Source organism: Listeria rocourtiae subsp. hofi, assembly GCF_963575615.1.
GTDB classification, from domain to species: Bacteria; Bacillota; Bacilli; order Lactobacillales; family Listeriaceae; genus Listeria_A; species Listeria_A hofi.
The window spans coordinates 68,990-88,250 of sequence record NZ_CAUYTL010000007.1 but is presented as its reverse complement, the minus strand read 5'-3'; the positions used below and the strand labels follow the sequence as shown (position 1 = coordinate 88,250).

Annotated in this window: 18 protein-coding genes; 7 read left to right on the top strand and 11 right to left on the bottom strand. The window is 40.9% G+C overall.

Annotated features, from left to right (window positions below; translation table 11 throughout):
- Positions 1-16: 16 nt before the first annotated feature.
- Positions 17-1,324: a 6-phospho-beta-glucosidase gene (locus R8925_RS05360; RefSeq protein ID WP_430534883.1), complete on the bottom strand. Its 1,308-nt coding sequence runs from the start codon at positions 1,322-1,324 to the stop codon at positions 17-19.
- Positions 1,318-2,658, bottom strand: coding sequence for a PTS cellobiose transporter subunit IIC (gene celB / locus R8925_RS05355; RefSeq protein WP_430534882.1), 1,341 nt, complete (start codon positions 2,656-2,658; stop codon positions 1,318-1,320). The genes R8925_RS05360 and celB overlap by 7 nt, the downstream gene beginning before the upstream one ends.
- A 250-nt stretch (positions 2,659-2,908) precedes the next feature.
- On the opposite strand from celB, the gene R8925_RS05350 reads away from it, so the two are divergent.
- Both R8925_RS05350 and R8925_RS05345 read left to right on the top strand, forming a co-directional pair.
- Positions 2,909-3,661 (top strand): MurR/RpiR family transcriptional regulator, encoded by a 753-nt coding sequence (locus R8925_RS05350; protein WP_430534881.1) that lies wholly within the window; start codon positions 2,909-2,911, stop codon positions 3,659-3,661.
- Positions 3,662-3,686: 25 nt separating this feature from the next.
- Positions 3,687-4,550: an alpha/beta hydrolase gene (locus R8925_RS05345; RefSeq protein ID WP_430534880.1), complete on the top strand. Its 864-nt coding sequence runs from the start codon at positions 3,687-3,689 to the stop codon at positions 4,548-4,550.
- A 32-nt stretch (positions 4,551-4,582) separates the two neighbouring features.
- Here R8925_RS05345 and R8925_RS05340 read toward each other — a convergent pair whose 3' ends face one another.
- A complete protein-coding gene (locus R8925_RS05340; protein ID WP_430534879.1) occupies positions 4,583-5,776 on the bottom strand; it encodes an ROK family transcriptional regulator in 1,194 nt (397 codons plus the stop codon).
- Between the two features lie 182 nt (positions 5,777-5,958).
- Here R8925_RS05340 and R8925_RS05335 point away from each other — a divergent pair, with 182 nt between their 5' ends.
- A complete protein-coding gene (locus R8925_RS05335) occupies positions 5,959-6,777 on the top strand; it encodes a purine-nucleoside phosphorylase (protein WP_430534878.1) in 819 nt (272 codons plus the stop codon).
- A 51-nt stretch (positions 6,778-6,828) separates the two neighbouring features.
- Positions 6,829-8,085 (top strand): nucleoside permease, encoded by a 1,257-nt coding sequence (locus R8925_RS05330; protein ID WP_430534877.1) that lies wholly within the window; start codon positions 6,829-6,831, stop codon positions 8,083-8,085.
- Between the two features lie 56 nt (positions 8,086-8,141).
- On the opposite strand, the gene R8925_RS05325 is transcribed toward R8925_RS05330, so the two are convergent.
- Positions 8,142-8,582 (bottom strand): universal stress protein, encoded by a 441-nt coding sequence (locus R8925_RS05325; protein WP_430534876.1) that lies wholly within the window; start codon positions 8,580-8,582, stop codon positions 8,142-8,144.
- A 126-nt stretch (positions 8,583-8,708) separates the two neighbouring features.
- Here R8925_RS05325 and R8925_RS05320 point away from each other — a divergent pair, with 126 nt between their 5' ends.
- Both R8925_RS05320 and R8925_RS05315 read left to right on the top strand, forming a co-directional pair.
- Positions 8,709-9,155, top strand: a complete 447-nt coding sequence (locus R8925_RS05320) for a MarR family winged helix-turn-helix transcriptional regulator (RefSeq protein WP_430534875.1) — start codon at positions 8,709-8,711, stop codon at positions 9,153-9,155.
- Between the two features lie 12 nt (positions 9,156-9,167).
- Positions 9,168-9,527 carry a Lin0512 family protein gene (locus R8925_RS05315; RefSeq protein ID WP_430534874.1) on the top strand — a complete coding sequence of 120 codons (360 nt, stop codon included), beginning with the start codon at positions 9,168-9,170 and terminating at the stop codon, positions 9,525-9,527.
- Positions 9,528-9,868: 341 nt separating this feature from the next.
- Here R8925_RS05315 and R8925_RS05310 read toward each other — a convergent pair whose 3' ends face one another.
- Both R8925_RS05310 and R8925_RS05305 read right to left on the bottom strand, forming a co-directional pair.
- Positions 9,869-11,383: an ABC transporter permease/substrate-binding protein gene (locus tag R8925_RS05310; protein ID WP_430534873.1), complete on the bottom strand. Its 1,515-nt coding sequence runs from the start codon at positions 11,381-11,383 to the stop codon at positions 9,869-9,871.
- The gene (locus R8925_RS05305; RefSeq protein ID WP_430534872.1) at positions 11,380-12,354 is read right to left on the bottom strand and encodes an ABC transporter ATP-binding protein; all 975 of its coding nucleotides are present in this window, start codon (positions 12,352-12,354) and stop codon (positions 11,380-11,382) included. The genes R8925_RS05310 and R8925_RS05305 overlap by 4 nt, the downstream gene beginning before the upstream one ends.
- 241 nt (positions 12,355-12,595) lie before the next feature.
- On the opposite strand from R8925_RS05305, the gene R8925_RS05300 reads away from it, so the two are divergent.
- Positions 12,596-13,060: a DUF1877 family protein gene (locus R8925_RS05300; RefSeq protein ID WP_430534871.1), complete on the top strand. Its 465-nt coding sequence runs from the start codon at positions 12,596-12,598 to the stop codon at positions 13,058-13,060.
- A 225-nt stretch (positions 13,061-13,285) separates the two neighbouring features.
- On the opposite strand, the gene R8925_RS05295 is transcribed toward R8925_RS05300, so the two are convergent.
- From R8925_RS05295 to deoC, 5 genes are all read right to left on the bottom strand, one after another.
- Positions 13,286-14,587, bottom strand: coding sequence for a pyrimidine-nucleoside phosphorylase (locus R8925_RS05295; RefSeq protein WP_430534870.1), 1,302 nt, complete (start codon positions 14,585-14,587; stop codon positions 13,286-13,288).
- Positions 14,588-14,606: 19 nt separating this feature from the next.
- Complete coding sequence (gene deoB, locus R8925_RS05290; RefSeq protein ID WP_430534869.1) at positions 14,607-15,788, bottom strand: phosphopentomutase; 1,182 nt, start codon at positions 15,786-15,788, stop codon at positions 14,607-14,609.
- 14 nt (positions 15,789-15,802) lie between these two features.
- Positions 15,803-16,984, bottom strand: coding sequence for a NupC/NupG family nucleoside CNT transporter (locus tag R8925_RS05285; protein WP_430534868.1), 1,182 nt, complete (start codon positions 16,982-16,984; stop codon positions 15,803-15,805).
- A 298-nt stretch (positions 16,985-17,282) separates the two neighbouring features.
- Positions 17,283-18,302 carry a LacI family DNA-binding transcriptional regulator gene (locus tag R8925_RS05280; RefSeq protein WP_430534867.1) on the bottom strand — a complete coding sequence of 340 codons (1,020 nt, stop codon included), beginning with the start codon at positions 18,300-18,302 and terminating at the stop codon, positions 17,283-17,285.
- 66 nt (positions 18,303-18,368) lie between these two features.
- The gene (gene deoC, locus R8925_RS05275) at positions 18,369-19,043 is read right to left on the bottom strand and encodes a deoxyribose-phosphate aldolase (protein WP_430534866.1); all 675 of its coding nucleotides are present in this window, start codon (positions 19,041-19,043) and stop codon (positions 18,369-18,371) included.
- Positions 19,044-19,261: the final 218 nt, after the last annotated feature.

Below are 19,261 nucleotides of genomic sequence, written 5' to 3'. Positions count from 1 at the left end.
TTCCATCTTCCTCTCTTTACTTATTGAATTGGGGTAAATAAGCTTGATGCGCCTCAAGTAAGTCATCTAAAATTTGGTGCGCAATCGCATCGCTTGGCACAAGTGGATTTATTGTCATTGCGAGTAAGGCTGTATTGTAATCGCCTGTTACTGCGGCTTCTGCAGCTAAGCGCTCAAATGATTTGATAGATTGAACAAGACCGTTTATCGCGATTGGAAGCGGGCCTGTTGTCAGCGGTATTGGACCTTGACGGGTAATCACGCAATTCACTTCCACTGCTGAATCGGGATCAATACATGCGATAGCACCATTATTTCGCGTATTCACCGTTTGGATGTCTCGTTTATCATTATAAATGGAATGGATTAAATTACAAGCAGCTTCACTGTAGTAGGCTCCACCGCGTTGCTCAAGTTGTTTCGGTTTCTCCGCCAAATCAAGATCTCTATACAACTCAAAAAGTTCAGTTTCCACGCGTTTCACGACTTCTGCTCTCGTTCCTTCTTTTACAACGGTTGCTTTTTGTTCGGCGAGCATGATGGACGTTTGATAGTAATAGCGCAGATATCCAATTGGAATCATACCAAGCGTGTTTAAGAACAGTGGGTCCCAGCCGACATCGGCAATATTTTTCAAGGAAATACCATCTTCATTTTTTGTCATTTTTTCCATGACAGTGGATGTGACATTCTTACCATCAAGATAGACGTTTTTGGCAAACACCATATGGTTGAGGCCGGCGAATTCGACATAAATACGTGATATGTCAACGCCAAGTTCTTTTGCAATGCCTTTTTCAATACCGATTGGACCGTTGCATAGGCCGACAACTTTCGTGATATTGCTGTAGCGTAATACGGCTTCGGTGACCATTCCTGCTGGATTCGTAAAATTGATGAGCCACGCATCTGGACACAACCGCTCGATGTCACGGCAAATGTCGAGGATAACCGGAATCGTCCGCAATCCTTTGAAAAGTCCACCTGGTCCATTTGTTTCTTGACCGATAACATCGTATTTTAATGGAATACTCTCGTCTAACATCCGTGCTTCGAGACGGCCGACACGAAATTGTGTTGTTACAAAATCGGCATCTTTTAACGCTGCTTCACGGTCCATTGTAAGGTGAATCTCAATTGGCACGCCGGCTTTTTCGACCATTCGTTTTGCCAAAGCGCCAACAATTTCTAGTTTTTCTCGGCCTTCCTCCACATCAACCAGCCATAGTTCGCTGATTGGTAATTCATCATAGCGTTTAATGAAACCTTCAATTAGTTCAGGCGTATAGCTTGAGCCACCGCCGATTGTTGCGATTTTCAACATTTCTCAGGACTCCCAACTTGTTCATTTGTTTGTTCTTCTTTGTATTTTTGCGCATCCCATACCTTGAAAAATGGCCAGTAGATGAGCATTGCTACGAGGATATTGATAATTTGCATAACCGAACCGGAAATTTTGCCACCTGTTGCTAGAAAACCACTGATAATTGGTGGTGTTGTCCATGGGAGCGCAATACCAGCGGGTTTCGCAACAAGTCCAGATTCCATGCCAAGATAGGTCATGATAACAAGGATTACTGGGGTGAGCACAAATGGAATGATAAAATAGGGATTTAAAACGATTGGCACACCAAACACAATTGGTTCACTGATATTAAATACGCTCGCTGGTCCGGAAATTTTAGCAAGTTGCTTCATTTGTTTACTTTTCGCACGCCAGAAGAGCAAGATAACGAGTCCTAATAAGGCACCAGTTCCGCCGGGTACAATCCATAGTTCGTAAAATTGTTGCGTAATAACGTTTGGTAATTCTTTTCCAGCTTGGAACGCGGCTCGGTTTGCGTCCATATTGGCAAGCCAAACAGGATTTGTGAAAGCACCAATGATAGCATCACCATGCAGGCCAATACTCCAAAGCAACGCAATAATAATGACGGTTACAATCATACCTGGCAAAGTGCTTCCAATATAGTGCATTGGTATGCCGATAATTGTCGAGATGATTTCATTAATACTAGAGAATGGTGTTAGTTCGATAAGTAAGCGTAAAATCCAGACAGTCGTAATCGTGATAAATCCTGGAATCAGGGCTATAAATGATTTTCCAACTGCTTCTGGAACGCCATCTGGCATTTTAATAATCCAATTTTTCTCGAAAATAATACGGAATATTTCTGTAGTGCCTAATGCTACAATGATTGCAACGAAAAGACCTTGGCTTCCAGTAAGAACTGTTGGGATGACACCGCCGACATCATACGCTGTTTTGGTACCTTCTGGTGTAAATGATGTGATTTGCGGAATTGTTAGGATAAAACTTACGAGCGCAACCGCCCCGCTCATTAATGGATCGGCAGTTTTGTATTTCTCCGCAAGTCGGTAAGCAACGCCGAAGCAAGCTAGAATAGCCATTATGTTATAGGAAGCTTCAACAGGATAGCCAAGCTTTACCTGCCACTGGGAACCGAAAATATTTGTCATAAAATCTTCGTAACCTGGAATTGGCAAATACTGAATAATCATGAAAACAGAGCCGATGATCAAAAATGGCATAGCCAACATGATGCCGTCACGAATAGAAGCTAAATGTCGTTGTGCGGATACTTTTGCTGCGATTGGCGCCAAACGATTTTCTAAAAATGCATAAAACTTATTCATTGTTTTTCCCCTCACCTTTTTAATTGTAACGCCTTGCATTATTCAAATTCGTTTACTTCAAACGACTAAAAAGATAGCGCTTTCTTGATTTTATTATAGGCGTTGATTGCGCGAATTGATATAGTGCTACGTCATTTAGAAAAGCGTTTGCAAAGATGAAATTTGTATCGCAAAAGTAACAGGTTGTAACACAAGATGTTATATGCTAGACTTTTGAATATAAGTTGATTCATAAGGAGGTTGGAGCGTTGTGCTATTTTTGGATAAAACGCCGGAGTTGGGTGATGTAGATATGATGATTTATAAGTACGTTACAGCCAATTTGGATAAAGTTAGTTTCATGCGGATTCGTGATTTAGCGGATGCGACACATGTTAGTACAGCGACGATTTTACGATTTTGCCGCAAATTTGAATGCAGTGGTTTTTCGGAGTTTCGGGTGCGTTTGCGGATGTATGCGGAACAGGCGAATGTTACACAAGTGGATTTGGCGGATGAAACAACATATATTGATTTTTTAAAACGAACTTCCCAGATTGAGTTCAAGTCGCGAATTAGCCAAGCTGCCGAGTTATTAAAAGACGCTGAGTTGGTTTTATTTGTTGGGGTAGGCTCGTCTGGCATCGTTGCGGAATACGGTGCTCTCTATTTTTCTTCATTGTTTACATTGGCGCTCCACATTGAGGACCCGCTGAATCACCCGTTTAACCACCTTTCTAAAGGGCTTTCTGGGAAACTTTGCATCATCGCAGTCTCTGTCTCTGGTGAAACGAGTGAAGTCATTAAATACATTCAACATATCAACGCCCATCAATGCAAAATTCTCTCCATCACTAACAGCGAAAAATCAACGGTGGCAAGGCTTTCTGACGTTAATATCCCCTATTATATTCATCGTGAAACCTACCAAGGTGCAGATATTACGTCCCAACTCCCAGCGCTTTATACAGTAGAGTGTATCGCGCGTGAAATTAGACGCAAATTAGATAATGAGGTGCAATAATCTTTTAGAGAAAGGATTTACTAACGTGAAAAAAATATTATGTAGCATCGGATTGCTTCTGCTCATCATGGCAGGCTGTAAAAATACAGAAACTACCGAAAAAGAGATGCAAAATTTGCCGAATCTCTCCAATCAAACCGCGCTAATTCTCGTTCATGGAACTGGTGGCAACACCGATACATTTGATAGTTTTAGTGATACGTTTATGGATGATTATAAAGTTTCCAACGAGCGAATTAAGCTCGAAATTGGAGCAGACGGACAGCTCATCTATCACGGCGTATTCACCAAAAATGCGAAAAACCCCATCATTCAAATCGGGTTTGAGGATAATATTGACGCGTCGATTGACCAACAAACAGATTGGCTTCGAATTGCAGTAAAAGACTTAGCGAATAAATATAATTTTACCAAAATGGATGGCGTCGGGCATTCAAACGGCGGGCTTGTATTATCGACTTATTCGCAAAAATTTGCCCAAACAAAACCAACATTGAAACGTCTAGTTGCCATCGGTTCACCGTATAATGATTTGGATGAAGACGATAACAAAGGCGATTTGGATTTTACCGATGTTCCTGTCACTACGCCACTTTTGAAAAGCTATGAGGATAATCGTGACAAAATCAATCCTGAACTGCTTGTTTTATCAATCGCTGGTGATATAGATGATGATAGTTTTTCAGATGATATCGTCCCTGTTTTAAGCGCTCTTGGATCACGCTTAATTTTTAAAGATCAGTCAAAAGTGTATTTAGAAAGTTACTATAAAGGGCCGGAATATGATCACCGAACGATGTTTGCTGATCATACTATTCAAGAACATGTGGCTTGGTTTTTGTATACGTACAAAGGTGATCACCAAGAAATCAATCTTGTAAACAATTAAAAAATGGCACCGATTGGATGCAGTACCATTTTCTATGAATTTAAAAACCGTTCTAAAACCATACCGCCCGCACCTTGAGCCACGATTTCATAAGACTCTTTCGCTGGATGTATCGTTGTTTTTATTTTCGGGAAAGCTAGTAATCGTTCTTCTGCGGTCTTTTTGACATCTTCGAAAAAAGTGCCTTTTGGGACCAGTGTCCCGCCGCACACAACGGTATCAGGTTGCGTCGTTAGAATGAGATTAGACAATGCGATACCATAGTAGTACGCCGCATTTTTCAGAATTTCATGACACAATGGATCGTCTTGTTCTAAACTCTGAAAAATTGTGAAGTAATCGATATCATCTATATTTTCCAGGTTCTCTGTGAGTATCGATGGCTTTCCCTGCTTCAAGTCATGTTGTATTTTAGCCTTGATTGCAGGTAGCGAGCTGTATGTATGGAGGCAACCGTAAGAGCCACAATAGCAACGAGAGCCGTTCGTGTCGATAGTCGTGTGGCCAAACGCGTTCGTCATACTATTATTACTAGATGCCACGATGCCGTCCACAATCTCTGCACTACGAATTTCAATATCACAGGTCGTCATCAGGAATCGTTCACTTGTCTGCCAATAATGGATACGATATTCGGCAAGCGCAGCAAAATTCACACCACTTCCAACCATGATGTACGTCGGAATTTTAGAAGCTAAATAATTCTCAATGTCGCTTGGCGCGAGCTCTGTATTTTGATTCACTTGATCAAATAAATCATCAATCGATATTCCAATGCCCAGAATTTCAGCTATTTGCTTCTCGTGCTCGCTCAATAAATCCAGCAACTGTTCTGCAAATATATCTAGTACATTGTAAATTGAGGTTGGCGCACCCATCTTGATTTTCTTATGTCCAAGCTCCTTCAAATTAAGATCGGAAAGGACAATCGTTGAATAAATATTAGTCACTTCGATTCCAATTAAATAGGATTTTTCAGGGTTAATATGATATAAAATCGGTTTCCGTCCACCAGTTGAAACACCCAACTTGCTACTATTTATTAAATCGGCTCTACTCAATTCATCCAGCAAGCGCGCACACGTTGCCGGCTTCATGCCAGTCTCTGCAAGTAATTCTTCTACTGTAATTCCCGCGTGTTTTCGTATCAAGTTATATAAAATCTTCAGTTTCTTAACTTTAGAATTCTGCGTTGTCAGGAACGCCTCCAACATATTGCTATCCACGATTACGACCTCCTCTTTTCTAATAAAATGTATCAAATACCTATCAAAAAAGCAATTTCAAACTCTTTTTATCAAAATGAAAAAAAGTTATTTACTTTCCGATTCATCCGTGTTAAGATTATCCTGAAAGCGCTTTACAACTTTTTTTGTAAATGCCTAATGATTTTGGGGAGGAAAAAACGATGCATAAAACAGAACAAATTAACGAGGCTCTTAGTTATATCGAACAATTAACAACAATCAAACCGACGATTGGGATTATTTTAGGTTCAGGGCTCGGTCCTTTTGCCGATACGATTGAGGATGCGATTCATATCCCATATAACGATATTCCTTATTTTGCAAAATCAGCGGCGGTTGGTCACGCAAATGAGCTTGTTATCGGCCATATTGGTGGCAAAAACATTGTCGCAATGAAAGGCAGATTCCACTATTACGAAGGATTCCCGCTTGATGAAGTCACTTTTCCAGTTCGCGTTATGAAAGCGCTTGGCGTCGAGAAGTTAATTATTACAAACGCTTGTGGCGCTGTGAATACAGACTTTAATCCTGGTGATTTGATGTTGATTACAGATCATATTAATTTGACGGCAAATAATCCATTGATGGGACCAAATAACCCAGAACTTGGTGTACGTTTCTTAGACGTTTCAGAAGTATATAGTAAGCGGTTACGCAGTATTGTAAAGAATGTAGCAACTAGTCAAAATGTGACTTTGCGTGAAGGTGTCTACGCTTGGTGGACTGGCCCAACCTATGAAACCCCGGCAGAAATTCGAATGATTCGTGGTTTTGGCGCTGATGCGGTTGGTATGTCAACGGTTCCAGAAGCTCTGATTGCTCGGCACGCTGGCATTGAAACAGTTGGTATTTCTTGTTTGACGAACATGGCTTGTGGAATATTAGATCAGCCGCTTAGCCATGATGAGGTAATCGAGACGGCCGAACGTGTTAAAGCTACTTTCTTAAAATTAGTTGCTGAAATTGTTTCTCGTTTCTAAGCACGGCTTCTTTTTATCATATTGAAAATAAGTTTTTGGAGGGAAAACATCATGGGAATTAAAACGCGTCTTCGCTTTATGTCATTTTTGCAATACTTTATTTGGGGGAGCTGGCTGATTACACTCGGTTCTTATATGATTAATACGCTAGGCTTCTCAGGCGTTGAGGTTGGAATTGTCTATAGTTCTAAAGGAATCGCTGCGGTTATCATGCCTACCTTGATGGGGATTGTGGCGGATAAATGGATTAAAGCGAATTACTTGTACACTGTCTGCCATTTAATCTGTGCGGGGGCGCTATTTTATGCAGCAACTGTGTCTGATCCAACAGTGATGTTCTGGGTTATGCTGGTGAATGCGATGTTCTTCATGCCTACACTGGCGCTATCCAATACGGTTTCTTACTACTGTCTTGAAAAAGCTGGATTGGACACTGTAACAAATTTCCCACCAATTCGCGTTTTTGGAACAGTCGGCTTCATTATCGCGATGTGGACAATTAGCTTTGCTGGTCTTGAGCTTAGTAATATGCAGCTTTATATTGCAGCAGGCGCGTCCTTCTTACTCTCACTTTATTCACTTACGATGCCAAAAATTCCGACGGCGAATAAGAAGCAAAAGCAAGGCTGGGTCAGCATGCTCGGATTAAATGCTTTCGTTCTTTTCAAAAAACCAAAAATGGCGGTATTTTTCCTGTTTGCGATGTTACTTGGTGCCGTTTTACAGATCACAAATACGTTTGGTAACCCGTTCTTGCACGATTTCGGATTAAATCCAACGTTTGCGGATAGTTTAGTCGTGAAATATCCTTCGATTCTGTTGTCCGTCTCACAAATGGCGGAAGTTTTATTTATCTTGGCGATTCCTTTCTTCCTGAAGCGCTATGGTATAAAAACGGTCATGTTGGTAAGCATGATCGCCTGGACATTGCGTTTTGGCCTGTTTGCTTTTGGGGATCCGTCACCGTTTGGAACTGTTCTTCTCTTGCTTTCAATGATTGTTTATGGCTGCGCATTTGATTTTTTCAATATTTCTGGCGCTATTTTCGTGGAACAAGAAGTGAGCAAGGATATTAGAGCAAGTGCGCAAGGCTTGTTTATGACAATGGTAAATGGCGTCGGTGCTTATGTTGGTGCAATTTTGAGTGGGATGGTTGTCGATTACTACACGATTGATGGCGTGAAAGATTGGCATACGATTTGGCTGATTTTTGCGGCGTATACATTGATTCTAGCGATTATCTTCCAGTTTACATTCCATTACAAACATCAACCTGATAAAATGAAGGATTTAGAGATTACACATTAATAAGAAGCATAATATCAGTAGCTCCAAAGCGGGGAACTAACTGATATTATGCTTTTTTATTTTTCACGGACGACTAATACATCACAGATTGCGTGTTGTAAAACGTATGCAGAAACGCTTCCTAATACGATTTTTTCGATACGGTTGAGACCTGTAGCTCCACAAATCAAGACATCAGCATCGAATGCGGCTGGGATTTCGCGTGCTAGTAATGTTTTTGGGTTTCCAACTTCTAAAAAAGTGTGTACTTGCTTGATATTAGCTTCTTCAGCCAACTTCTTGTATTCTGCCAGCCTGGATGTTGCCTCATCGTGCGCCGCTTTTTCCAACCCGCCATCATATGAGATGTTCGGCGAAAACGATCGAATGTCCACTATACTCGCAATTCCAAGTTCTGAATTCGTTGCTTTGGAAAGCTCCACTGCTTTTAAAAAGGCTATTTCTGATTGTGTCGAACCATCTAATGCGACTAAAATACGTTGATATTTATTTCCCATCATCATCAACTCCTTCACTAAAACCATACCCTAAAATTGACGTCTTAATACATCTCTTCCGCGTATTCCTACTTTTCAACATTTATGCTATACTGAACTTATATTTTTTGAAAAAGGGGATACATTATGGACAAAGAGGATCGATTAAATCAACAGATCGCTCTATTTTATTTTGCTTACAAAACGTTTGTTGAAACAGCTGATAGACTCATCGGAAAGTATGATATTACGCGGACGCATCACCGAATTTTATTTTTTGTGGCGCGCTCACCTGGTATTAAAATGAATGAGTTGCTGACGTTGCTCGAAGTTTCAAAACAGGCGCTACATCAACCGTTGCTAGAATTAAAAAAAAAGGGATACATCGTTATTGAGCCCGCTGCTACAGATAAACGCGTACGTTGCGTGTTTTTAACAGAGGCTGGCTCTGCAATTGAGGCTGAGCTTGGGGAGGCTCAGAGACGTCAAATGGCCGCTGCTTTATCGGCGAGTGATGATCCAGAAGGGAACATTTGGATGCATATTTTAGAGCAGTATGCTAAAGAAAGACCAGGATTCGCATTGTTTAAATAGGAGCGTGATGAGATGAAGAAAATATTGTTTATCCAAACTGGTTTCGGAGTGGATGTGCATGGCCAAGATATTACGAAAGCTGCGATTCGTGCGGTACGAAATGCCATTTTCACGAATTCAATGCCGGGAATTGAGGACTTATTACCCAACAAGGATTTGAATAATATGGTGGTCAATGTAAAGCTAGCGTTACCAATAGATGCGGAATTACTTGATGCTGAGGCGATTCGAGCTATTATTCCTTATGGTACTGTTACTGTAGAAACGATGCCAGGCGGGATGTTGACGACTAGCGGAATTTTTCTAGCGGATAAGGCAGATAAGAATGATTTGATGTATATTGTGAATGCATCGGTTGAAATCGGCTATTAGTAGCGCTTCACATGATATTCCACTAAAAAAGAAGACAAAACCAGGACAAAACTTATTTTCATACAAAATAAGCAAGATATCACAAATCCTTTTTTTCGAGTAGGATGTGAATCTCGCTTAACACAAATCGAGCGAAAGCGTTTGTATTCAGGGGATTTGGTGGAAGCCAGAAGCGGAGCATACTCGTGTATGTGATGACTGAAAGCAGGGAGAGTGTAGTTTCCTCGACCATGCAAGAAGTTAAGCGTAGCAAGTATTGCGTAGCAGAACCGGAAGTCCGCCAAATCCCCTGAATGCGAGCGCTTGTCGCCGATTTATTTGGGTTATGATCAAGTCCCTTTTTAGTTAAGTAGGCCTTCTTTTGTGAGGTAGTTTTTAGCTACTTCTTCTGCTGACTTGCCTTTGACGTTAACTTCGTAGTTCATTTCACTCATTTCCTGATCTGTTATTTTACCTGCCAGTTTTTCCAGAGGTTCTTTTAGTTCTGGATATTTTTTCAAGGTCGATTCTAACATGAGTGGTGCTCCTTGATATGGCGGGAAGAGTTGCTTGTCGTCTTGAAGTACCTTGAGTTTGTATTGTGCAATCTCGCTATCTGTGGAGTAGGCGTCAAGTGTGTTGATATCGCCTGCTTTTAAAGCAGAATAGCGCAATTTCGGCTCCATTGTTTTTAATGAATCGAATGTCAAACCATATAGTTTCTGCAATCCTTTATAACCGTCATCACGATCGGAAAATTCGAGTGTAAATCCTGCTTTAACCGAGTTTTGCACGGCTTTTAAATCTGAGATAGTTTTTAGATTATACGCTTTTGCAAATTGTGGTGCGACCGCAACGGCGTATGTGTTGTTATATTTCATCGGTTTCAAGAAAGCCATTTTCTCGGTTTTGGCGAGGCCATCACGTGCTTGTTCATATACAGCTTCTGGATCATGACTTTTTGCTGGTTCTTTGAGGAAAGTCTCCAAAACTGTTCCTGTAAACTCTGGATAAATATCGACATCGCCTGATTTTAATGCGTTGTAAACGAAGCTTGTTTTTCCTAGGTTTGGTTTGACTTTAACGCTTAAATCGGTGTCATTTTCGATGAGTTGTTTGTACATATTGATAAGAATTTCCGGCTCCGAACCTAGTTTTCCAGCGATAACAAGTTCTTTTTGTGGACCAGTAAAGTACGGCGCAATGATGACGCTAGCAGTGATAACAAGTGCACCGGTAATCGTGATAAGTGTCCGCTTGAACGTCGCTTTTTCCATATAGCGTAAAATGACATCGAATAAAATCGCAAGTAAGGCGGCTGGAATAGCTCCAAGTAGTATTAAGCTATTGTCATTGCGATCAATTCCTAGTAGGATAAGATCCCCTAGTCCGCCAGCTCCGATAAGCGCTGCGAGTGTAGCCGTTCCAATGATCAGAACCATCGCTGTACGAATACCTGCCATAATGACTGGCATCGCAAGTGGTAATTGGACTTTATACAGTTTTTTCCATTTGTTCATTCCCATGGCTTCAGCGGCTTCCATCAAAACCGGATCAATTTCTTTGATTCCAGTATATGTATTCCGCAAAATTGGTAGTAAAGCATAGATAACAAGTGCGATAATCGCCGGTACTGTACCAATTCCAACAAGCGGGATTAGCAAACCAAGCAAAGCGAGTGATGGAATTGTTTGCAAAATAGCCGTCACTTGGATGATTGGCTCAGCAGCGCGCTTATGATTCGTTAAATAAATGCCAAGCGGAACAGCAATAAAAACAGCAATAAATAGTGAGACAAAGGACAGTTCGATATGCTGAACGAGCGCGGTCCAGAGAGCATCCTGCCGTACTTGAAACGTATCAATTAATTGGCTCATACACGCTCAGCCTCTCTTTCTAGTTGTTTTGCAAGAAATTGGATGATATGTTGTTGCGTGATTATCCCCACCGGCTTACCTTCTTGTTCAACTGATACGGTCGCCTGATTTGCTAATTGTTGTAGTAACACTTCTACTGCAATTAGCGAACCAAAATCGGCCTCTCCCTCAACTAATTGTGCCTCAAAATAGCCCTGTTCCACCATATCTTGTACAGTAAACTTAGACGATAGTACATGCTGATTCACATTACCTGATTCCAAGAAATTTTGTACAAACGCATTCGCTGGATTTCGCAAAATTTCATTCGGCGTATCACATTGCACAATCTCGCCGTCTTTCATAATACAAATTCGATCCCCAAGCATCAATGCCTCTTGCATATCATGCGTAACAAATACGATTGTTTTTTTGATTTTGCGTTGTAACACAATCATGTCTTGTTGCAACTTTTGGCGACTGATTGGATCCAATGCACTGAACGGTTCATCCATCAAAATAATTTCTGGATCAGCAGCTAAAGCACGAACCACTCCAACACGTTGTTGCTCACCACCGGAAAGTTCTGCTGGTTTGCGATTGCGATAACTTTCTGCATCCAAACCAACGCTATTCAATAATTCGGTAATCCGATTCTGCGTCTTCTCCTTCTCCCATTTCTTAAGTTCTGGCACAATCGCAATATTTTCTTCAATCGTCATATGTGGAAAAAGGGCAATTTGTTGCAACACGTAGCCAATATTCCAGCGCAATTCGTGAATATTATAATCACTGATTCGTTTTTCATCGATATAGATTGTTCCTGTTGTAAGCGGAATAAGGCGGTTAATCATTTTTAGTGTCGTCGTTTTACCACAACCACTCGGTCCAATAAACACAAAAAACTCGCCATCTTTTATATTCAAATCAACATTTTTGACGGCATGTTCGCCATTTTGGTATTGTTTCGTTACATTTTCAAAGCGTATCATGGGTCACTTCCCTTTCATTTTGTCATTAAAAGCATATTTATTAATTTACCCTATTCATCAAAACTAGAAACGTTTGTTCTTAATTCTACCACTATCGACTACAAAATTACACAGTTAAGCATTTCGTTGACAAATCAACTAAAATTAAGCATAATTATCTTTGTCATAGTGAAACGATAATAATCGGCTTTACTATGGAGAGTGAATGTGACAAATAGCAACTTGAAAGGGGAATAACAAAATGGCATTACATGGATATTATTATTACATTGACGAGCCTGGTATGCGAGAAATAAAATCGGGATATGAATCTGTTTTCACGCTACCAATGTTACTGTCGCTAGATGAATACTGGGAGATTATTCATTATATTTTTTGCGGGAAAACAAAAAACGGAAAATCACCCTGGGGTTATATTGTACCGCTTAAGATAGAAAATGAAATTCGTGATTCTTTAGCAACCGTATATTTCATTTACCCTGAGCAAGTCCGTATGGCAAAAGATGCCTTATTCAGTATCACCGAAGACGAATTCCTAGCAACGTATGATTTTAAGGAATTGAAGAAAGCTGGTTTATACGGGATAAATTGGCGAACAAAGAAAGATAAGTTAGAAAAAGAATTACGAATAAATTTCCAAGCACTGCGGACTTTTTTTAATAAAGTCTCACAGAGCGATGATTGTATTATATTTTATGTTGTGTGATGAAAAGCTGAAAGAGCCCGTTTAGCCTCGACAGAAATTGTTAGAGGGCGCAAGAAAAGTCCTCTTTTGACTTTTATGGAGGGCGTGAAGTTTTCGAGGAGTTGGCTATAAGGAAGGCAATTTCATTCCACTGCATATTGAGGCTCTAAATCGGCAAACGATGCCTCATAATATCCGCAACAAAGTCCCCCGATTCCATCGCGAATCAGGGGACTTTGCTCTGTTTTATTCGGTAATAATCGTATGAATCAACTTAGGTGCATCTGCTTTGTCGCTAACTCGAATATTTTCGTAAATCTTTGCTTCAACTGCCTTCACATCTTCTTTATTTGAGTAAATTGTTACAAGTGGTTCACCAACCTCCACTTTATCGCCAACTTTTTTACGCAACATAATGCCAACTGCTAAGTCAATTTCGTCCTCTTTCGTCGCACGTCCTGCGCCTAAAAGCATCGCAGCAATACCAATTTCATCTGCAACTATCTCCGCAACAACGCCGCTTTCTTTTGCTGGCACGTCAATCTTGAACTTCGCTTGTGGCAATTTACTTGGATCATCTACAATCGAACCGTCCCCGCCTTGGTTGTTCAAAAAGTCTTTGAATTTCGCTAATGCTTTTCCATTCGCCATTACTTCTTTCAGCATCGCTCGTGCTTCGTCCAAGTCATTCGCTTTCTTAGCTAAAACAACCATTTGACTTCCCAAAATTAAAACTAGCTCTGTTAAGTCTGCTGGTCCTTCACCTTTTAACGTATCAATTGCTTCTTGCACTTCCAAGGCATTACCAATTGCAAAACCAAGCGGCTGCGACATATCTGAGATAACTGCCATCGTTTGGCGGCCAACATTATTCCCAATCCGAACCATCGCATGCGCTAAGTTTTCTGCGTCTTTATCTGTTTTCATAAAGGCACCAGCACCCGTTTTAACATCCAAAACAATCGCATCAGCACCTGCTGCAATTTTCTTACTCATAATCGAGCTTGCAATAAGTGGAATCGAGTTTACCGTGCCAGTTACATCACGTAATGCATACAGTTTTTTATCAGCAGGAGTTAGATTGCCTGATTGACCAATAACCGCAACTTTATCACGGTTCACCAAATCGATAAACTGCTCTTTTGTGATTTCTACGTGGAAGCCTTCAATCGCCTCTAATTTATCAATCGTACCTCCCGTATGACCTAATCCGCGTCCAGACATTTTTGCAACCGGTACATCAAGTGCTGCAACAAGTGGTGCTAATACTAGTGTTGTCGTATCTCCAACGCCACCAGTCGAGTGCTTGTCCACCTTAATACCTTCAATCGCCGACAAATCAATCGTTTCACCGGAATTAACCATCGCCATTGTCAAATCTGCACGCTCGCGGTCCGTCATATCTTGGAAGAAAATCGCCATAGCAAGTGCACTAACTTGGTAATCTGGAATCTTGCCCGCTGTGTAACCATCTACTACGAATCCGATTTCCTCGGTCGTTAATTCTTTACCATCACGCTTTTTCGAAATTACATCTACCATTCTCATTTTCGTTCACCAATCCTTTTTATTTTAAGTCGTTTAAGAAGCTCTCACCGTACTCAGGCATTTTCACTTTAAAATTATCTGCGACGGTCGCGCCTAAATCAGCGAATGTTTTGCGCAAATCAAGCTCCTTACCGCCGTCTTTAAATTGTTTCGAATAAGCTAACAATGGCACATATTCACGCGTATGGTCGGTGCCGCGATACGTTGGGTCGTTCCCGTGATCAGCTGTGATAAGTAACAAATCATCTTCTTTCATATTTGCGAACACTTCTGGAAGTCTCGCATCAAATGCTTCCAGCGCATCACCATAACCGATTGGATCGCGACGGTGACCGAACAATGCATCAAAGTCAACAAGGTTCAGGAAACTCATGCCATGGAAATCTTCGCTTAATAGGTCAATAAACTTATCCATACCATCCATGTTTGACTTCGTGCGAATCGATCTCGTCACACCTTCATCATCAAAAATGTCAGATATTTTACCGATTGCAATCGAGTCTAAGCCGCCATCTTTCAAATGATCCATCACTGTTTTATCGAATGGTTTTAGTGCGTAGTCATGACGGTTTGCTGTACGTTCGAATGTCTTCGCTGTTTTGCCAACGAATGGACGAGCGATAATACGACCAAGCATGTATGGTTCATCACGCGTAATTTCTCGGCAATACTCGCAAATACGATATAGTTCTTCAAGCGGTATCAACTCTTCATTTGCAGCAATTTGTAAAACAGAATCAGCGGATGTATACACGATTAGAGCTCCTGTTGCCAATTGCTCTTCCCCGAGTTCTTCCATGATTTCTGTACCACTTGCCGGTTTATTTCCGATTACTTTACGACCAGAGAAGTCCTCAATTTTTTTAATCAGTTCATCTGGAAATCCGTCTGGGAATACGCGAAATGGTGTGTCAATGTAAAGACCCATGATTTCCCAATGCCCTGTCATCGTATCTTTACCTGCGGATGTTTCTTGCATTTTTGTGAAGTAGGCTTGTGGCTTATCAGCAACGGGAACACCTGCAATTTCGCGAATGTTAGACAGACCAAGCATCGCCATATTAGGCATTTTTAGTCCTCCTTTTTCGCGCGCGATGTGCCCTAATGTATCAACGTCAAAATCATCAAATTGCGCTGCGTCTGGCGCCTCACCAATACCTACCGAGTCCATAACTACAACGTGAATTCTTTTAAATGCCATTTTGAAAAACCTCCTTAATAGATTAAGCCAACAATTGTGGCTGTTAAGAAACTAACTAATGTGGCACCGAATAATAGTTTCAAACCGAAACGTGCGACAACGATGCCTTGCTTGTCGTTCAAGCTTTTGACTGCTCCGGCGATAATACCGATAGATGAAAAATTAGCGAACGATACGAGGAATACGGATACAATCGCGGTCGTTCTGCCTGAAAAATGGAAATTACCATTTGCTAAATCAGTCATCGCGACGAATTCATTGGATACCATTTTAGTCGCCATAATGCTCCCTGCTTTAACTGCTTCATCCCAAGGAACACCAACTAAAAATGCAAATGGTGCAAAAACATAACCGAGTAATTCTTGGAACGAAAGACCGAAAATACCGCTGAAAATCGCGTTAATCATTGCAATAATCGCAACGAAACCGATCAGCATTGCAGCAACCGTAATCGCTACTTTGAAACCATCCATAATATACTCGCCTAACACTTCAAAAAAGCTTTGTTTGGCTTCTTCTTTTACTTCGAGAATATCTTCTTGCTCGGTAACTTCATACGGATTGATAATTGATGCGATGATGAAACCTCCGAATAGATTAAGAACCAATGCTGTTACGACATACTCTGGCTTTAAGAGTACCATATAAGAGCCGACGATGCTCATCGAAACGGTTGACATAGCAGAAGCACACAGCGTATAAAGACGATGCTTCGGCAGTAATCCAAGTTCTTTCTTCACAGAAATAAAAACCTCAGATTGCCCAAGAATTGCAGAAGCAACCGCGTTATATGATTCTAATTTCCCCATTCCGTTAACTTTACTCAGCGCAAGGCCAATATATTTAATAATAAACGGCAAAATACGCCAATGTTGTAAAATCCCGATTAGCGCAGAAATAAAGACAATCGGCAGCAATACACTGAGGAAAAAGGACATTTGATCCGTGTTCACAAGACCACCAAATACAAAATTCACACCTTCTGCGGCATACGATAATAATTTACCGAAGCCATCCGCAATCCCACCAATGAGCCAGTTTCCTGCACTCGTGTTCAGCAGTATAAACCCTAAAATAAACTGTAAAACAATCATAACGATAATCGGCCTAAATTTCACTTTTCTGCGATCGTTACTCGCAATCCAAGCGATGCCTAGAACGACAATCAAACCAATGATACCAATTAGAAATTTCATTATGAATCCCCCAATAATTTAAAGTATGGAACTATTTTTGCTACTACGAGTAAAGCGGTTTACTGATAACAATGCTAGCCCTCTCAGCAAGCGTTTACATTCGGAACTTAAAAAGTAAAACGGTTTACCGATAACAGTATATCATCAATTGTATCACATGTGAAACAATATCCATCTCGGAGCGACAGCTACTCGACTTTGCCTAGAATATGAGCAGCTGTCACTCCGCCGAAATTTTGTGGATTCTCCTGTTAGGCGACGTTCTGTGTTTTTAATCGTTTTAGCGATAATTCTACCTTCATTCTGCGTTTACTATTCGTTTTTTTGTGCTCTCGCGGACAATGAGGTTGAGTGGCATTTTTTTGTTTGCCATTTTTTCGGTTGGATTTTGGATGGCTTTTAGTAGGTACTCGGCTGCGGTTTTTCCGATGTCGTATATTGGTTGACGGATTGTTGTTAACGTTGGTGCCATGTATTCTGCTAGTTCAATGTCGTCGAAGCCAATAACAGAAAGATCGTCTGGAATTGTGATGCCGAGTTCAAGTGCTGCACGGTATGCTCCCGCCACCATTTGATCGTTCGTTACAAACAAGGCTGTTATATCAGCGGTTTCCAGCAATTTTTTCGATGCGATATAGCCGCCTGACATTGTCTGATCGCCTTCCATAATCCACGCTAGTGAGCCTGTTATTCCGTGCTCCTTTAATGAAGCTTGATAGCCCTGTAGACGTTCTTCTACCGAATAAAAAGAATCATCCGATGTGATAATCCCAATGTTCGTGTGACCTAGTGCTATCAGATGCTCCGTTGCCATGTATCCGCCTTCATAATCATCAATAAAAATATTGCCTTCCTCGCGATGATGCCGTTTGCGATCCAGCAAAATATATGGTTTATGTAGCGCTTCTAGTTGCGTAAACACATTGGATGCCAAAATATTTGGACTGGCAATTATCAATCCATCCACTGCCCTATGCAAAAGCTCCTCCACATATAGGTCCTCACGCATACTGTCCTGCGAGGAATTACATAGTAAAATCATATAATCATGCGCATTCAAATAATCCTCTGCGCCCTTCACCATTTGCGAAAAAAATGGGTCCGTTACTTCCGGTACAATCATACCAATCGTATTCGTCCGATTCGTCACCATATTTTTCGCAAAAAAGTTTGGTTTATAGGCTAAATCTTTTGCGGTTTGAAACACTTTATTTCTCGTTGCTTCACTAAAACGACTCCCTTTACCATTTAGTATCTGGGAAATAGTCGTAATGGAAACACCCGTTTTTTCTGCAATATCTCGAATCGTTGCACCCAATGTGGCTCGCCTCTTTTCACAGGAAAAATTACTTCTCTTCCATCATGCCACATTTTGACGATTTTGTTAATAGTTATCTTTCGGATTTGCGTCATTTCCTGAAACAATCGACACACCCGCACTTGCTCCGATACGTGTTGCGCCTGCTTCGATCATTTTATCAACATCTTCTTTTGTGCGAATTCCGCCTGAAGCCTTTACACCAATATCAGGTCCGACCGTTTTGCGCATCAATGCAATATCTTCCACGGTTGCGCCACCTGTCGAAAACCCAGTTGATGTTTTGACGAAATCCGTTCCTGCTGCTACCGCTAATCGGCAAGCCCGTTCTTTTTCTTCATCCGTTAATAGACTTGTTTCGATGATGACTTTAACTAAAGCTTTTCCTTTAGCCGCATCGACAACCGCTTTAATATCTGACTCAACTAAAGCGTCATCTTTGTCTTTTAAAGCACCAATATTGATAACCATATCGACTTCTGTTGCGCCTTTTTGGATAGCGTCTGCTGCTTCGAACGCTTTAGTAACGCTTGTGTTGGCACCAAGTGGGAAGCCGATAACCGTACATACATCTACGCCTGTCCCTGCTAATTGTTCATGAGCTAGCTCAATCCACGTAGGGTTCACACAGACAGATGCAAAATTGAATTGCTTGGCTTCTGCTGTTAGTTTTAGAATCATTTCCTTCGTTGTTTCTGGTTTTAGAGCTGTATGGTCGATCATTTTGGCGATATTCGTCATGAGTAATCTCCTCGCTTTTCTATTATTTGTTTTCATCATAATACAGATATGAACATTTGTAAAGTTATATATGAAATTATGTTCAAGTTATGATTGTGGGACTTTTATTAAGGATTACATGATATAATTGGTTAGCAGAAAAGTTTATGATGTGGTTTGACGCCTTCTTTTTATGAAAGTAGGTGATGCCGATGTTATTCCTGGTTTCTCCTAGAAAG

Coding starts and splice junctions, on each gene's coding strand:
- R8925_RS05360 (WP_430534883.1), bottom strand. CDS start 1,324: ATGTTGAAAATCGCAACAATCGGCGGTGGCTCAAGCTATACGCCTGAA.
- celB (WP_430534882.1), bottom strand. CDS start 2,658: ATGAATAAGTTTTATGCATTTTTAGAAAATCGTTTGGCGCCAATCGCA.
- R8925_RS05335 (WP_430534878.1), top strand. CDS start 5,959: ATGCATAAAACAGAACAAATTAACGAGGCTCTTAGTTATATCGAACAA.
- R8925_RS05330 (WP_430534877.1), top strand. CDS start 6,829: ATGGGAATTAAAACGCGTCTTCGCTTTATGTCATTTTTGCAATACTTT.
- R8925_RS05325 (WP_430534876.1), bottom strand. CDS start 8,582: ATGGGAAATAAATATCAACGTATTTTAGTCGCATTAGATGGTTCGACA.
- R8925_RS05320 (WP_430534875.1), top strand. CDS start 8,709: ATGGACAAAGAGGATCGATTAAATCAACAGATCGCTCTATTTTATTTT.
- R8925_RS05315 (WP_430534874.1), top strand. CDS start 9,168: ATGAAGAAAATATTGTTTATCCAAACTGGTTTCGGAGTGGATGTGCAT.
- R8925_RS05310 (WP_430534873.1), bottom strand. CDS start 11,383: ATGAGCCAATTAATTGATACGTTTCAAGTACGGCAGGATGCTCTCTGG.
- R8925_RS05305 (WP_430534872.1), bottom strand. CDS start 12,354: ATGATACGCTTTGAAAATGTAACGAAACAATACCAAAATGGCGAACAT.
- R8925_RS05300 (WP_430534871.1), top strand. CDS start 12,596: ATGGCATTACATGGATATTATTATTACATTGACGAGCCTGGTATGCGA.
- R8925_RS05295 (WP_430534870.1), bottom strand. CDS start 14,587: ATGAGAATGGTAGATGTAATTTCGAAAAAGCGTGATGGTAAAGAATTA.
- deoB (WP_430534869.1), bottom strand. CDS start 15,788: ATGGCATTTAAAAGAATTCACGTTGTAGTTATGGACTCGGTAGGTATT.
- R8925_RS05285 (WP_430534868.1), bottom strand. CDS start 16,984: ATGAAATTTCTAATTGGTATCATTGGTTTGATTGTCGTTCTAGGCATC.
- deoC (WP_430534866.1), bottom strand. CDS start 19,043: ATGACGAATATCGCCAAAATGATCGACCATACAGCTCTAAAACCAGAA.